Source organism: Burkholderia sp. AU45388 (genome assembly GCF_030481585.1).
Lineage (GTDB): Bacteria > Pseudomonadota > Gammaproteobacteria > Burkholderiales > Burkholderiaceae > Burkholderia > Burkholderia sola.
Map to the genome: position 1 here is coordinate 1 of NZ_JAUJPV010000006.1, position 15,865 is coordinate 15,865.

Below are 15,865 nucleotides of genomic sequence, written 5' to 3' on the forward strand. Positions count from 1 at the left end.
GCGCCTTCGCCGGAATTGTTTCGAGCCGCGTCGACGTTGCATCGATCGTGAATTCGAAGTCTCGCCCAAGGCATGCGCGCCCCCGGACATAGAGCGGGACCAACGCGTCTTCGCCAAGCGGCGTATCGAGGCGGACAATTCGTCCGTGTTGCACGTATTGCGTGCGCAGTGCCTTGTTCAGGAGATCGGAAACCATCAGGCTACCCCGTACCGTGTAGTAACAAAAACGGCCGCCGGGCAGCGCCGGGCGGCAGATTGGTATCTCATCGAAATAGGAAAAAGGCCCAGAATTTTCCGGCCACTGCTGGGGCTTTCGGCATAGAAAGGATTCAAGCCGCACACCGGATCGAGCCGGAATTCATCATATCAAATCCAACTCGGATGCAACTTACGCCATGCTTTCGAGCACAACGATATCCGCAGGCGGCGCAGGCACGCCGCCGGTGGGGCCACTGCATGCGGCAACGGTAACGACAGTGCCCACCGTAGCCGGGCCAGCCAGATAGCGATAAATCGAATAACCGTCGTTTACCTTGGAGCTTTCTGTCTATAAACGTCAAAAACTGTGAAGCCATCGGGCACGGCCTCCCCGCAATGCAATGCTCGTGCAAACCATGCGCCCTCCAAGCGCTGTAAACGCAAAAGGCTCGGGTTCGATCACCCGAGCCTTTTTCACCAACACAAACCGCCCGCACTCAGAACGTATGCATCATCCCCACATACGCGCCCGTCTGCGACTCGCCCGTTATCGGGCTCGTCCCCGACGTCGCATCCCGCGGCGTCGCGAGTAGCGAGAAGTTCGAATTTCCACCGTTTCGCGCATACGCGACCGTGCCATACAGGAACGTCCGTTTCGACAGGTTGTACGTGGTGCCGAGCACGTACATGATCGCGTGGCCCGACGGATCGTGCGACGCATCGCCACCGCCATCACCCACCTTCACGTAATACCCGCCACCTGTCACGGCCCACTGCGGCGTCGCCGAATAGGTCGCGCCAAGCCAGTAGTGATCCGCCCGATCGGCGACACCGGCCGGACTATCCGGCGCCTGGTAGTGCGTATACGCGCCCTGAATCTTGAACTTCGACACCTTCACGTTCGCACCGACGAAGTACTCGCGCGACGCGGTGAAGATGTTGCTGAACTTGCCGTTGTTGTCACGCAGCTCGTCGTAGATGCCGCGCACGTCGAGCACCGGCGAATGGTACGAGATCATGATCCCGTCCGAGCGGCCGAAATCGTCGGCAGCGCCGTAGTTGAAGCCGCGCGACTGATTGCCGAACGCGTATTGCGCCTGCACGTCGAAGCCGCCGATCACCGGGCTGTGATATTCGATGTTGTTGCTGCTCTGCTGCCAGTTGCGACCGCGTACGAGCGACGCCGACGAAAACGCCTGCTGGACGAACGGATCGAATTCCCACACGCCGTCGCTGTCGATGAACAGGTTGCGGCCGGCCTGCAGCTGGCCCCACGTGTCGCTCTTCAACCCGACGTACGCGCGCCGCGACCACATGCGCCCGCCGCCCGTCTGGCCGTTCATCACCTGGAACGCGGTTTCCAGGTTGAAGACCGTCGACATCCCGCCGCCGAGATCCTCGACGCCTTTCAGCCCGAACATGCTGGTGCCCCAGTCACCGCTTTCCGCGCTCCAGCGCGTTCCGCTGCCGCCGTTCGGCTTCGCGATGTGGTTCAGGTATTCGATGCCGCCGTCGATCCGGCCATACAGCGTGACGCTCGTCTGTGCAAACGCAGCCGCCGGCGTGGCGGCCGCAATCAGCCATGCGAAGTATTTGAGTCGCAAAATGATGCCCCCTCGAAGTCTCGACCGTCCGTCGCGCGCCCCATGCACGCGCCTCGGGTCTGCTTATCCGCGATCGATCGAAAAACGTCCGGGGCCGGCCGCGCAGAGCGCAAGCAAGCCGCCCGAGATCGCGATGTTCTTGTAGAAATGAATCATGTTGTTGATCTGCTCGCCGCCCGTCATCGTCCAGTAGTGGTGGCCGATGATGCCGGTGCCGATCGTATACAGCGCAAGCAGCAGCGCGAGCGGTCGCGTCTGGAAACCGACGAGGATCGCGATCCCGACGAACAGCTCCATCACGACGGAGATCGCCGCCGAGATGATCGGCGCCGGCGCGCCCTCGCTGCCCATGAATGCGATCGTACCGGAGAAGTCGACAATCTTCTTCCAGCCGAACATCACGAACAGGATCACGAGCAGGATTCGGGACAGCAGCAGCACATCGCGCTGGGACGCGAGAAACGGTTGATTCGGTGTCATGGTGTGATCAACGAAAACGATGCGCGCGCAACCGCACGCACCGGATTGCCTGTGAACCGGAGCGGGCGGCCAATCGCGCCGCCCGCCCCGCTCTGCAACAACCGGCATCGGGACCCGCCCGATGTGCTGTGCTCCTCCTCTTTTACGTTGTCGCCCTGCTTCGTCGCGTGCCGCGTCAGCGCAGCTTCGCGACGTCCTGCTCGGTCACCTTCGCGGCCGGATTGCCGAACTGCCCGGTCACGTAGTTCGTCAGCGCGGCGATCTGCGCATCCGACAGCTCGTGACGGAATGCCGGCATCCCGACGTCCTCGCTGCCGGCCTTGCGCTGCACGCCGTTCAGGATCACCTGCACGAGGTTGGTCGGATTCGGTGCGCCGACCGTCGAGTTATGGAACAGCGGCGGGTAGTAACCGTCCGGCGTGCCCTTGCCTTGCATCTGGTGGCAGGTCGCGCAGTTGCCGAGATACAGCCGCGCCGGATCGATGCCCGACGACGCGAGCGCGACGCCGCGCAGCTTCAGGCCGTCCTCGGCCGGCTTGCCCCACGACGAGCGCGACTGCTTCGCATCGCCATTGGCCACGGCCGGCACCGTCCGGATGTACGTCGCGATCGCGCCGATGTCGGCTTCGGTCATCTTCGAGAAGCTGTGCTCGACAGCCTCGGCCATCGGGCCGGCCGCCTGCGCAAGGCCCGGCACGCTGCCGGTGCGCAGGTACTGGACGAGCTGCTGCTGCGTCCAGCCGCCGATCCCCGCGTTCGGGTCGGACGTGATATTGTAGCCGTCCCAGCCCGCGAGCACCGAGCCCGACAGGAAGCTGCCGCCCGTTTCGTCGAGCGACTTCTCCTGCATCGCGATGCCGCGCGGCGTGTGGCACGTGCTGCAGTGCGCAAGGCCCTGCACGAGATACGCGCCGCGGTTCCACTCGGCGCTCTGCGCCGGCTTCGGCTGGTAGACGCCGTCCTTCAGGAACAGCCAGTTCCAGATCTTCAGCGGCCAGCGCATGCTCAGCAGCGCAGGGATCTCGTTCTTCGGCGGCGCCTGCTTGACCGGTTCGACGCCGTGCATGAAGTACGCGTACAGCGCCTGCACGTCGTCGTCGTTGATCTTCGCGTACGACACGTACGGCATCGCCGGATACAGGTTGTCGCCGTTCTTCGACACGCCATGACGCACCGCGCGCTCGAAGTCGTCGAACGTCCAGTTGCCGATGCCCGTATCGGGATCGGGCGTGATGTTGCTCGTATAGATCTTGCCGAGCATCGGCACCGGCATGCCGAGGCCGCCCGCGAACGGCTTGCCGCCCTTCGCGGTGTGGCAGGCCATGCAGTCGCCCGCGACCGCGAGGTATTCGCCGCGCTTGATCTGCGCCGGATCGGCGGAATCGGCCGCGCGCACGAGGCCCGGCAGCGCGAGGCAGCCGGCGAGGAGGAAGGTGAGAGTAGATTTCCGCACGGTCAGACTTCCTTCTTCAGCGTGTCCGACATCCGCAGCGCGAGCGCCGCGATCGTCAGCGTCACGTTCACCGTACCGACGGTCGGCATCGTCGAGCTGCTCGAGATGAACAGGTTCGGATGGTCGAACGTGCGGCAGTCCTTGTCGACGACCGAGTCGCGTGCATCCGCGCCCATGATCGTCGAACCTGTGATGTGGTTGTTCGGCGCGAACTCGTCGTTGAAGACGACGTCGGTGCCGCCGAGCACCTTCGCGGCCGTCGCGTAGACCTCGCGCGTGTGCACGGCGCCGCGCTTCACGTAGTCGTCGATCGCATACGTGATCTCGGGGCGCGGGATGCCGATCGCGTCGGTGGCCGTCTTGCTCGGCACGATGCGGTTCTCGGGTTGCGGCAGGATTTCGTGGAAGCAGTCGAACTGCACGTAGCGCGCGGAACGGTCGCGGATCTGCGCGTCGAGTTCCTCGTGCTTCATCAGCTTGCCGGCCTTGAAGATCTTCTGCGTCTCCTGGTTGATGCGCGACATGTTCGACAGGTGGATCTTCTTCGCGGCTTCGGTCGCGCGGAACGGGCCGTCGCGGAAACCGATCAGCGACGTCATCTCCTGCGGGCCGCGGCCCGGCCACAGCTTCTCGTTCGCGTAGAACGACACGCCGGTGCCCGGATGGTCCATCAGGTTGCGGCCGACCATGTCGGAGCTGTTCGCGACGCCGTTCGGGAAATCGCGGTTTGCGGACATCAGCAGGATCTTCGGCGTCTCGATGCCGTTCGCGGCGAGCACGAAGTACTTGCCCTCGACGCGATGGTCGGCGCCCGTCTTGTCCTTGTAGATCGCGGCGACGATGCGCTTGTCCGGCCCGGTCTCGAGCTTGTAGACGACCGCGCTGTCGATCAGCTTGGCGCCGGCCTGCTCGGCCTTCTCGACGTGGACGATGCCGTTGTACATCGCACCGATCGGGCAGATCGGCATGCAGTTGTTGTTCCCGCAACAAGTCGGCCGGCCGTCGTACGGGCGGCTGTTGCGCGCGACCGGCTCGGTCACCACGTGGAACTTCGGGTCATAGCCGTTGAGCGCGCTCTTGATGGTCTGCTCGTTGAACGACAACGGCAGGGGCGGCATCGGATACGCCTGCTTGCGCGGCGAGTACAAATCTTCCTCGGGGCCCGGGCCCCACACGCCGAGTTCTTCCTCGGCGCGCTGATAGTAATGCTCGAGGTCGTCGTACTGGATCGGCCAGTCGCGGCCGACGCCGTACACGGTCTTCATCTTGAAGTCGTTCGGGATGAAGCGCCACGCCGACGCGGCCCAGTGCCACGTCGTGCCGCCCACCGCGCGGATGTACTGCGAGTTGAACTTGTGCTCGCCCTTCAGGATCAGGTAGTCGTTCGGCGGGCCGTATTCCGGATGCGGGGCCCACGGGCTCGACGGGTACGGCGCCATGAAATCGGTCTTGTCGGGCTGGTTGCGAAAACGCTCGACGATTTCCCAGCGCGGCATGCGCGGGCCGGCTTCCAGCAGGATCACGGACTTGCCCGCCATCGCGAGCTGGTGCGCGACGATCGCGCCGGCGACACCCGATCCGACGACGACGACGTCGGCTTTTTGCGTATCGGTATCGGCCATCAGGCTTGCCTCTCGATCGGTTTTTCGGCCCAGAAGCCGGGTTTGTTGGGGCAATACGACGGGATCACGAGGGTATCGGACACCACGCTGAACATTAATGCTTCTTCGTAGGTAATCACGACGTTGTCGACGATGCCGAGATACCACGCACCGAGAATCGTCAATGCGAGCGATTCCTGGTCGGGATTCAGCGAGCCGGATGCGAGCGCGCCGGCGAGTTGCGGCAGGCTGTCGGCCGTCTTGAACGAGCCCTTCTGCAATGCCTGCAGATAGCGCTCGCCGGTGACGCGGCTCAGCCCTTTCTTGCCGGTCAATGCTTCGGAAAGCGTCATGAACGTATCGAGCGGCGCGGTGCCGGGATCGTCGGCCAGGGCCCGCAACGCCAGCGAGCCGGTGAGGCCCGCCACCGTCAGCGCCAGTGCGCCCTGCAGCCATTGACGCCGCGTGATGCCGGTTGCGGCTGCGTCGTTGTCACGACGCGATTGGGGGGTGTTGTCGTTGTGCATGTTTCCTTCTCTCGAACACCGGATTCGGGAAAACCACGCTTGATATTTCTCAAACATTGGCGCGGACCTGAAATGTACGCGCTCAAGCCGGATCAAACAATCTTTTTATAGTCGATTAAATGTTCCGCCATCCGAGACAATCGAGATTTCGCTGCAATTTTGTGTCGTCGGCGCGACAGATCCGTTGCCCGCATACCCGTGTCGCGTGCCGACCACACACTGCACCCGCACGCCGCACTGCGCGCGCATGGCGGTCGGTTAGAATCGCGTGCAATCAAACAGAAAGCTTCCCTCCGAGGGCAATCGAGCGATGAAGCAGCACGACAAGCACAACAAAGAAACCAACCTGACCAACCACACGACCCGGCTGCTCTGGCGCCTCGGCGCCGTCGCGGCGCTCGGCGGCGCCGCGGCGCTGTCGCTGCATGCGGGCGCGGCGCGCACGGTGAGCGTGTCGCCGCAAGGCACGGTCACCGAAGTCCGGCAGAGCGTCGTCAAGTTCGACGAACCGATGGTCGCGTTCGGCTCGGCCTCCGCGCCGAGTCCGGCGCGCGTGACCTGCAACGATTCGACGGCCGCGCGCGGCTCGGGCCACTGGCTCGACGACAAGACCTGGGTTTACGATTTCGAAAGCGACCTGCCGCCGGGCGTACGCTGCTCGGTCGCGCTCAACGACACGCTGCGCTCGGTCGCCGGCAATGCGGCCAGCGGCCCGCGTCGCTTCACGTTCCAGACGGGCGGCCCGTTCCCGGTGTCGGTACGCCCCGGCTCGCGCGAGATCGAGGAGCGGCAGGTCTTCGTGATGAAGCTGAACGGCCCGGCCGAGCCGCGTTCGGCACTCGCGAACATCTGGTGCGAAGCGGCCGGCATCGGCAACCGCATTCCCGTCACGGCGGCCGACGACGATACGCGCAACGCGCTGCTCGACCATTTCGGGCTGAAAAAAGAGGCGGCGCGCGTGCTGACGCTGTCGTGCGCGCAGGCGCTGCCGGCGAGCGCGAAGATGCAGCTCGTGTACGGCAAGGGCGTCGCGAGCCCGAGCGGCATCGCGAACGAAACCGAACGGCGCTTCGATTTCACCGTGCGCGCCCCGTTCGCCGCGAGCTTCTCGTGCGAACGCGAGAACGCGAAAGCGCCCTGCACGCCGCTGCGCCCGCTCACGCTGTCGTTCAATGCGCCGATCGCGCGCAAGCTGGCCGAAGCGATCAAGCTGCGCGGCCCCGACGGCACGCTGTCGCCGACCTTCGCGGCCGACGATCACAGCGAGGAAGTAACGACCGTCACGTTCAATCCGCCGCTGCCCGCGCAGGCCGGCTTGACCGTCGAGCTGCCGTCCGGCCTGCACGACGTGACCGACCGGCCGCTGTCCAACGCCGACCTGTTCCCGCTCGCGACGCGCACGGCACCGATGCCGCCGCTCGCGAAATTCTCGTCGGGCACCTTCGGGATCGTCGAGCGCTTCGCCGAACCCGGCACGCCCGCGCTGGTGCCCGTCACGCTGCGCAACGTCGAGGCCGACCTGCATATCGCGGGCCTCAATGCGGGCGGCGCGCAATTCGCGAACCTGAAGGTCGAGAACGACACCGCGATCCGTGAATGGATGCGCACCGTCGATCGCTTCGACAACTGGTCGATGACGGCCGGCTCGATCGACAGCCAGATTCCGGGCTTGCTGGAACGCAAGGGGCAACGCCCCGTCTACGTGCCGCTCGAGGCCGGCGAAAAGCAGCCCGCGCCGAAGAACCGCCGCATCGACGTGCGCTCGCTGTCGCTGCTCGCGGGCGAGCCCGGCGCGCAGGTGCTGACGCTGCCGAAAGCCGATCCGAAAGCGCTGCGCCCGTTCGAAGTGGTCGGCGTGCCGATCGAGAAGCCCGGCTTCTACGTGCTCGAACTCGCGTCGCCCGCGCTCGGCCGCTCGCTGCTCGCGAAGCCGTCGAGCATGTACGTGCGCACCACCGTGCTCGTCACGAACCTCGGCGTGCACCTGAAACAGGGCCGCGAAAACAACCTCGTGTGGGTCACGACGCTCGACAAGGGCAAGCCGGTGCCGAATGCGCAGATCCGCGTGTCGGACTGCAACGGCGACGAAATCGCGGCCGGCAAGACCGACGCGCAGGGCCTGCTGAAGATCGACGGGCCGTTCGAGCCGAAGCGCGCGTGCAGCTCGTCGGAACAGCGTTTCGACGACTACTTCGTGTCGGCGCGCGTCGACGATCCGAAGACGGGCCCCGACATGGCCTTCGTCAGCTCGGGCTGGAACCGCGGGATCGAATCGTGGCGCTTCAACGTGCCGACCGACACCGACAGCGCGCCGACCGTGCGCGCGCATACGGTGTTCGACCGCACGCTGCTGCGCGCCGGCGAAACCGTGTCGATGAAGCATTTCATCCGCACCGAGACGCTGCAAAGCCTCGCGTTCCCGTCGCAATACCCGACGCGCGTGACGATCCGGCATCTCGGCACGGGCCAGACGTACAAGCTGCCGCTCACGTGGGCGGCCGACCACAGCGCGGATTCGCAGTTCACGCTATCGGCCGCCGCGAAGCTCGGCGAATACAGCGTCGAACTCGAAGGCGGCCCGGACGATGCGCCGACCGCCACCTACTACAGCGGCAGCTTCCGCGTCGAGGCGTTCCGCCTGCCGGTGCTGAAAGGCTCGATCGGCGCGCGCGACGCGCAGAAGAGCCCGCTCGTCGCGGTCAAGGAAGCGCCGCTCGCGGTGCAGATCGACTACGTGTCGGGCGGCGGCGCATCGAACCTGCCCGTGCAGGTGTCGGCGCTGATGAAGTGGGCGTCGCCGCCGTTCGCGGATCGTTTCGAGGATTTCAGCTTCACGCCGTATCGCCCGGACACGAGCGACGGCAATGCCGACGACGATGCGCAGGACGGCGACAACGCATCGTCGTCGGCGTCGAGCAACGATCCCGACGCGACGAAGCTGATCGCCGACAAGCTGCCGCTGACGCTCGACCGCAACGGCGCGGGCTCGGTCACGCTCAAGGGCCTGCCGGACGTCGACGCACCGAAGCGCATCGCGCTGGAGGCGACGTTCGCGGACCCGAACGGCGAAGTGCAGACGATCCGCGGCGACACGATCCTGTGGCCGGCCGCGGTGGTGGCCGGCATCAAGGCCGGCCGCTGGGTGTCGGTCGGCCAGCGCGTGCCGGTGCAGGCGCTGGCGGTCGATCTGCAGGGCAAGCCGCGCGCGTCGGTGCCGATCGAGATCAAGGGCGTCGCGCGCATCACGACGTCGTCGCGCAAGCGGATGGTCGGCGGCTTCTATGCGTACGACAACAAGAGCGACACGCGCGACCTCGGCGTGCTGTGCTCGGGCAAGACCGACGACAAGGGCCGCATGGCCTGCGACGCGACGCTCGAGCAGGCCGGCAACGTGCAGCTGATCGCGGTCGCGAAGGACGGCGACGGCCGTACGTCGAATGCATCGACGTCGGTATGGGTCACGCGGGAGGACGAACTCTGGTTCGGCGGCGACAATACCGACCGGATCGACGTGATCCCCGAAAAAACGTCGTACGAACCGGGCGAAACGGCCCGCTTCCAGGTCCGCATGCCGTTCCGCTACGCGACCGCGCTGGTCGCGGTCGAGCGCGGCGGCGTGATGGAGACGCACATCGTCGAGCTGAATGGCAAGAACCCGACCGTGGACCTGAAGGTCGGCGAATCGTGGGGGCCGAACGTCTACGTGTCGGTGCTTGCGCTGCGCGGCCGGATTCGCGAGGTGCCGTGGTATTCGTTCTTCACGTGGGGCTGGAAGGCGCCGGTCGAATGGGCGCGCGCGTTCTGGCGCGAAGGCCGCCACTATGAGGCGCCGACCGCGTTCGTCGACCTGTCGAAGCCCGCGTTCCGCTATGGCCTCGGCGAGATCAAGGTCGGCACGGGCGCTCATCGCCTCGGCGTGACCGTGACGACCGACGCGACCCGCTACACGGTACGCAGCAAGGCGCAGGCGCACGTGAAGGTCACGCTGCCGAACGGCCAGCCGGCACCGGCGGGCACGCAGATCGCCGTCGCGGCCGTCGATGAAGCGCTGCTCGAACTGATGCCGAACAACAGTTGGGACCTGCTCGACGCGATGCTGCGCCGGCGCGCGTACGGCGTCGAAACAGCCACCGCGCAGATGGAAATCGTCGGCCGCCGCCACTTCGGCCGCAAGGCGGTGCCGGCCGGCGGCGGCGGCGGCAGCGCGCCGACCCGCGAGCTATTCGACACGCTGCTGCTGTGGAACCCGCGCGTGACGCTCGATGCGAACGGCAGCGCAACCGTCGACGTGCCGCTGAACGATGCGCTCACGCGCTTCCGGATCGTGGCGATCGCGGCGGTCGGCCCCGACCGCTTCGGCACGGGCAGCACGTCGATCCGCAGCACGCAGGATCTGCAATTGATCTCCGGCCTGCCGCCGCTCGTGCGCGAAGGCGACGCGTTCCGCGCGCAGGTCACGCTGCGCAATACGACCGACCGTGCGATGCAGGTCGTCGTAACGCCACGCGTGACAGGTCTCGACGTCGCGCCGCAAACGGTATCGCTGGCGGCGAATGCGGCGACCGAGGTCGCATGGACGATCACCGTGCCCGAGCAGGCGCTCGATGCGGCCGGTGCGCTGAACTGGCGCATTGAGGCGGCCGAGCAAGGCGGCAAGCGCGCGTCCGACGCGCTGGCCGTCGCGCAGAAGGTCGTGCCCGCGCTGCCGGTGACCGTGCAGCAGGCGACGCTCGCGCAGGTCGACGGCACGCTGACGGTGCCCGTCGCGGCCCCGGCCGGTGCCGTGAGCAACGCACAAGGCGTACCGCGCGGCGGCATCGCGGTATCGCTGCAGTCGAAGCTTGCCGACGGGCTGCCCGGCGTGCGGCGCTGGTTCGAGCGCTATCCGTACCGCTGCCTCGAACAGCAGACGTCGCGTGCAATCGGGCTGCGCGACCCCGCGCAATGGCAGGCGCTGATCGCACGGATGCCCGTCTATCTGGACAGCGACGGGCTCGCGAGCTATTTCCCGCCGTCGTCCGACGATTCGCATCACGGCAGCGCGACGCTGTCGTCATACCTGCTCGTCGTGTCCGACGAGGCAAGCCGCCTCGATCCGCGCTTCGCCCTGCCGGAAGACCTGCGCACGCAGCTCGAGGCCGGGCTCGCGCGCTTCGTCGACGGCCGCCTCGAGCGCAACACGTGGGCGCCGCGCCAGGATCGCGACCTGCGCAAGCTCGCCGCGATCGAGGCGCTGTCGCGCTACGGCGCCGCGCAGGGCCGCATGCTCGGTTCGATCGAGATCGCGCCGAACCAGTGGCCGACGTCGGCGGTGATCGACTATCACGCGATTCTCACGCGCGTGAAGGACATCCCGCAACGCGACGAGAAACGCGCGCAGGTCGAGCAGATCCTGCGGGCGCGCCTGACGTACCAGGGCACGCAGCTCGTGTTCTCGACCGCGCGCGACGACGATCTGTGGTGGCTGATGACCAGCAACGAGACCAACGCCGCGCGTCTCGCGCTGGAGTTCGCGGGCGACCCGGCATGGAAGGACGAAATGCCGCGCGTGACCGCCGGCCTGCTCGCGCTGCAACGTCAGGGCGCGTGGCAGACGACGACGTCGAACGCGCTCGGCCTGCTCGCGATCGAGCGCTTCTCGCGCACCTACGAGAGCACGCCGGTCGCCGGCGCGACGAAGGTGGCGCTGGGCGGCGACGAGCGCACGATCTCGTGGTCGCAGGCGGCATCGGCCGCGCCCGCCGATGCGCCGGCGTCAGCCACGCCGGCGACCCGCGCGGCCGCCGCGCGCAGCGTGCTGATGCCGTGGCCGCGTGCGTCGCAGGGGCCAGCCACGTTGTCGGTCACGCAAGACGGCACGGGCCGCCCGTGGGCCACGGTCGAAAGCCTCGCGGCCGTGCCGTTACGCGCGCCGTTCGCGGCCGGCTACCGGATCACGAAGACCGTCACGCCCGTGTCGCCGGCCGTCAAGGGCGTGCTGACGCGCGGCGACGTCGTGCGCGTGCATCTCGACATCGATGCGCAAAGTGACATGACGTGGGTCGCCGTCAACGATCCGATCCCGGCCGGCGCGACGATCCTCGGATCGGGCCTCGGTCGCGATTCCGAAGCCGCGACGCAGGGCGAGAAAACGCCCGACGGCGCGTGGCCGGCGTTCATCGAGCGCGACTTCGACGGCTACCGCGCGTACTACGATTATTTGCCGAAGGGCAAATTCTCGGTCGAGTACACGGTGCGGCTGAACAACGTCGGCACGTTCGGACTGCCGCCGACGCGCGTCGAGGCGCTGTATGCGCCGTCCGTGTACGGCCTGTGGCCGAACCCGCCGATGACCGTGAAGCCGGCCGACGCGGGCAAGTGACGAGACCGCGATGATCGATCTGGCTTTGCCGCGGCCGGCGCGTTTCGCCGGCCGCGTATTCGTCGCCGTGGTGCTGGCCGCGCCGCTCGTCGCGCATGCGCTGCCCGGCTACGACGACGTGCGCCGCAACTGGCGCAGCTCCGACTGGGTGCTGCTCGCGCGCGACGGCACGCCGCTGCAGCGCACGCGTGTGGACCTCACCGAACGGCGCGGCGACTGGGTGTCGCTCGCCGACGTATCGCCCGCGTTCCGCGAGGCGATCGTCGTGTCCGAGGACAAGCGCTTCTACGAACACAGCGGCGTCGACTGGCGCGGGATCGCCGGCGCGGCATGGGGCAACCTGTGGAACGAGCGCACACGCGGCGCGTCGACCGTCACGATGCAGCTCGCGGGCCTGCTCAGCGATTCGCCGCGCCGTTCGGGCCAGCGCTCGCTGCCCCAGAAAGCCACGCAGGCCGTGAACGCGCTGTGGCTCGAACGCAGCTGGCGCAAGGACCAGATCCTCGAGGCGTACCTGAACCTGGTGCCGTTCCGCGGCGAGACGATCGGGCTCGGCTCGCTGTCGCAGGTGCTGTTCGGCAAGGCGCCGTCGGGGCTCGACGCACGCGAGGCCGCCATCGCCGCCGCACTCGTGCGTGCGCCCAACGCGGCCCCGGCGAAGATCGCCGAACGCGCGTGCCGGATCCTGCGCGACATGCAGGCCGCGCAGGCGTGCGCATCGCTCGACGGCTACGTGCAACTCGTCGCCGCGCGCCCGGCCAACGCCGTACGCGACGACGGCGCCGCCCTCGCCCCGCATTTCGCGCGGCGCATCGCGGCCGAGGTCAAGCCGGCGGCCGGCGCGCAAGTCCGCACGACGCTCGATGCCCCGCTGCAGCGCTTCGCGCAGGACACGCTGATGCGCGCGCTGACCGAGCTCAATGCGCCCGCGCACCGACGCAACGTGCAGGACGGCGCGGTCGTCGTGATCGACAACGCGACCGGCGAGATCCGCGCGTGGGTCGGCTCGTCGGGGGCGCTGTCGAGCGCGCGCGACGTCGATGCCGTGCTCGCGCCGCGCCAGGCCGGCTCGACGCTCAAGCCGTTCCTCTATGCGCAGGCGCTGGACGAGAAACGGCTGACCGCCGCGTCGCTGCTCGACGATGCGCCGATCAACCTCGCGGCCGGCGGCGGCCTCTATATTCCGCAGAACTACGACAAGGATTTCAAGGGCTGGGTGAGCGTGCGCAGCGCGCTCGGCGGCTCGCTGAACGTGCCGGCCGTGCGCACGCTCGTGCTCGTCACGCCGCACCGCTTCGCGCGCACGCTGACCGCGCTCGGCCTGCCGCTCGCGCAGGAAGGCGATTACTACGGCTTCAGTCTCGCGCTCGGCAGCGCGGACGTCACGCTGCTGTCGCTGACCAACGCATACCGCGCGCTCGCGAACGGCGGCGTCGCACGCAAGGTCGTCGACCTGCCCGCCGCTGCATCGACGCCGGCCTCCGGCGCATCCGGCGCATCGGCATCCGCGCGTCCGGAGGCCGGCACGCGCGTGTTCAGTGAAGCGGCCAGCTTCATCGTGACCGACATCCTGTCCGACAACAACGCGCGCGTGCGCACCTTCGGCTTCGACAACCCGCTCGCGACGCGCTTCTTCTCCGCGGTCAAGACCGGCACGAGCAAGGACATGCGCGACAACTGGACGATCGGTTTCACGTCGCGCTATACGGTCGGCGTGTGGGTCGGCAATGCGGACGGCTCGCCGATGTGGGACGTGTCGGGCGTCACGGGCGCGTCGCCCGTGTGGTCGGCCGTCGTCGGCTACCTGCACCGCGAGCTGCCAAGCCGTGCGCCGCGCGCGCCGGCCGGCGTCGAGACGCGCCGCATCGCGTTCGAGCGCGATATCGAGCCGGCCCGCAACGAGTGGTTCATCGCGGGCACGGCGGTCGACACGATCCGGCTCGCGGCGCCGGTCACGCCGGGCAAGGACGCGGCGCGCGCGCCGCTGACGATCGGCGCGCCGACCGACGGCACGATCTTCGCGATCGACCCGGACATTCCGCCGAAGAACCAGCGGATCTGGTTCGAACGCTCGGCCGGGCGGGCAACGAAGTTCGCGTGGCGGCTCGACGACAAGGTGATCGGCCACGCCGATCGCGTCGCGTGGCTGCCGTGGCCGGGCCGGCACCGGCTCGAACTCGTCGACGCGCGCGGCAACGTCGCGGATGCGATCGGCTTCGAGGTGCGCGGCGCGTTCGCGAAACCGGCCACGCGCAAGCCTTGAACCGGCGAGCCGGCCTTATTGGCCGGCCGTATTCGCTTTCCCCGGATCACGACATAGAATGACAACAGCGCCGCATTCCCCCACCCGCACCGGTTGCCTCATTCTCTCGGATTGCCCGCGACCATGACCATTCGCCTTACGCGCTTCACCCGCCCCGCGCTAGGCGCGTTGTGCGCTGCAACGCTCGCCGCCCTCCAGGCCTGCAACGGCGATGCCTGCTTCGGCGTCGACGCGTGCTTCAACGACAACACGCAAACCGTCTCGCTGTCGGGTACGGCCGCGACGGGCGACGCGCTCGCGAGCGCGCAAGTCACGGTCAATTGCGCGGCGGGCTCGGCAACGACGCTGACGGACGGAGGCGGCAACTACCATGTGACGCTCGACGCGGCGCTGCCATGCGTGATCACCGTGGCGTCGGGCGGCGCGAGCCTGCATTCGCTCGCCTACGCGGGCGGCACCTTCAACACGACGCCCGAGACCGAGCTGATGCTCGTCTATCTCGCGGCGCAACTCGGAACGAACACGGCCGGGCTGATCGGTAATTTCCAGGGCACCCTGCGCTACCAGCGGGCGATGAACAGCCTGGACACCGTGCAGGCCGCGCAATCGGCCGTGGTGACGAACCTGCAACAGCGCTATGCGGTCACGCTCGCCGCGCCGGCGTTCCTGACCACGTCGTTCGTGGTCGGGCAGCCGGGCGTCGACAGCGATCTCGTCGCGCTGGCCAAGGCCGGAGCGATCGCCCCGAACGGACTGCCGGATCCGGCGGCCGTGTCGCTGTTGCAGCAGGCCGGGGCCGCCCATCCGCTGTAAGCGCCGCGAGGCGGGACGAGAATCGACCGTCAGGCGTCGGCTTCGTGCGCGTCGTCGGCCAGCAACGCCCAACGCTCGTGGTCGCGCCATTCGCCGCCGATGCGCAGATAGCGCGGCGAAAATCCCTCTTGCCTGAACCCGAGCCGTCGAACCAGCGCGATCGACGCATGGTTGCCGGGCTGGATATTCGCTTCGAGCCGGTGCAGCCCGAGTTCGCCGAACGCGACGTCGATCGCCGCGCGCAGCGCATTCGTCATCAACCCCTTGCGGCTGAAATCCGCCATTCCGTAGTACGCAAGATAAGCACTCTGGAACACGCCGCCGACGATCTCGTTGAGGTTCACCACGCCGACCACCGCGCCTGACGCCCGCTCGCGCGCGACAAACCCGACGTTCGGCCCCGTCAGGCAGCGGGCGAACCATTGATCGAACCCGGCCTGGTCGATGAACGAATCGACCCACGGCAGATGATGGCTCCGGCTCGCGCGGTTCGCGGCGATCAGATCGGCGGCGTCGGACCGGGCAACGCGATTCAGCAGGATCCGGTTCATGAGTCGATCGCGAG

Annotated in this window: 10 protein-coding genes; 3 read left to right on the forward strand and 7 right to left on the reverse strand. The window is 67.5% G+C overall.

Annotated elements, in window-relative coordinates; all coding sequences use genetic code 11:
* From QZM72_RS13285 to QZM72_RS13310, 6 genes are all read right to left on the reverse strand, one after another.
* Positions 1-196: hypothetical protein (locus tag QZM72_RS13285; RefSeq protein WP_301738329.1), on the reverse strand; the 196-nt coding region annotated here is incomplete at its 3' end.
* A gap of 499 nt (positions 197-695) precedes the next feature.
* A complete protein-coding gene (locus QZM72_RS13290) occupies positions 696-1,802 on the reverse strand; it encodes a porin (RefSeq protein ID WP_069617957.1) in 1,107 nt (368 codons plus the stop codon).
* A 63-nt stretch (positions 1,803-1,865) separates the two neighbouring features.
* Positions 1,866-2,282 (reverse strand): DoxX family protein, encoded by a 417-nt coding sequence (locus QZM72_RS13295; RefSeq protein WP_301738330.1) that lies wholly within the window; start codon positions 2,280-2,282, stop codon positions 1,866-1,868.
* Between the two features lie 175 nt (positions 2,283-2,457).
* Complete coding sequence (locus QZM72_RS13300) at positions 2,458-3,735, reverse strand: cytochrome c (protein WP_301738331.1); 1,278 nt, start codon at positions 3,733-3,735, stop codon at positions 2,458-2,460.
* Between the two features lie 2 nt (positions 3,736-3,737).
* Complete coding sequence (locus QZM72_RS13305; RefSeq protein WP_301738332.1) at positions 3,738-5,357, reverse strand: GMC family oxidoreductase; 1,620 nt, start codon at positions 5,355-5,357, stop codon at positions 3,738-3,740.
* On the reverse strand, positions 5,357-5,863 hold the full coding sequence (locus tag QZM72_RS13310; RefSeq protein ID WP_089469963.1) for a sugar dehydrogenase complex small subunit: 507 nt from the start codon (positions 5,861-5,863) through the stop codon (positions 5,357-5,359). The genes QZM72_RS13305 and QZM72_RS13310 overlap by 1 nt, the downstream gene beginning before the upstream one ends.
* Before the next feature lie 310 nt (positions 5,864-6,173).
* On the opposite strand from QZM72_RS13310, the gene QZM72_RS13315 reads away from it, so the two are divergent.
* From QZM72_RS13315 to QZM72_RS13325, 3 genes are all read left to right on the forward strand, one after another.
* Positions 6,174-12,224, forward strand: a complete 6,051-nt coding sequence (locus QZM72_RS13315) for an MG2 domain-containing protein (protein WP_301738334.1) — start codon at positions 6,174-6,176, stop codon at positions 12,222-12,224.
* Positions 12,225-12,234: 10 nt separating this feature from the next.
* A complete protein-coding gene (gene pbpC / locus QZM72_RS13320; RefSeq protein WP_301738335.1) occupies positions 12,235-14,487 on the forward strand; it encodes a penicillin-binding protein 1C in 2,253 nt (750 codons plus the stop codon).
* Between the two features lie 123 nt (positions 14,488-14,610).
* Positions 14,611-15,300: a hypothetical protein gene (locus QZM72_RS13325; protein WP_301738336.1), complete on the forward strand. Its 690-nt coding sequence runs from the start codon at positions 14,611-14,613 to the stop codon at positions 15,298-15,300.
* A gap of 29 nt (positions 15,301-15,329) precedes the next feature.
* Here QZM72_RS13325 and QZM72_RS13330 read toward each other — a convergent pair whose 3' ends face one another.
* The gene (locus QZM72_RS13330; protein WP_089469967.1) at positions 15,330-15,851 is read right to left on the reverse strand and encodes a GNAT family N-acetyltransferase; all 522 of its coding nucleotides are present in this window, start codon (positions 15,849-15,851) and stop codon (positions 15,330-15,332) included.
* Positions 15,852-15,865: the final 14 nt, after the last annotated feature.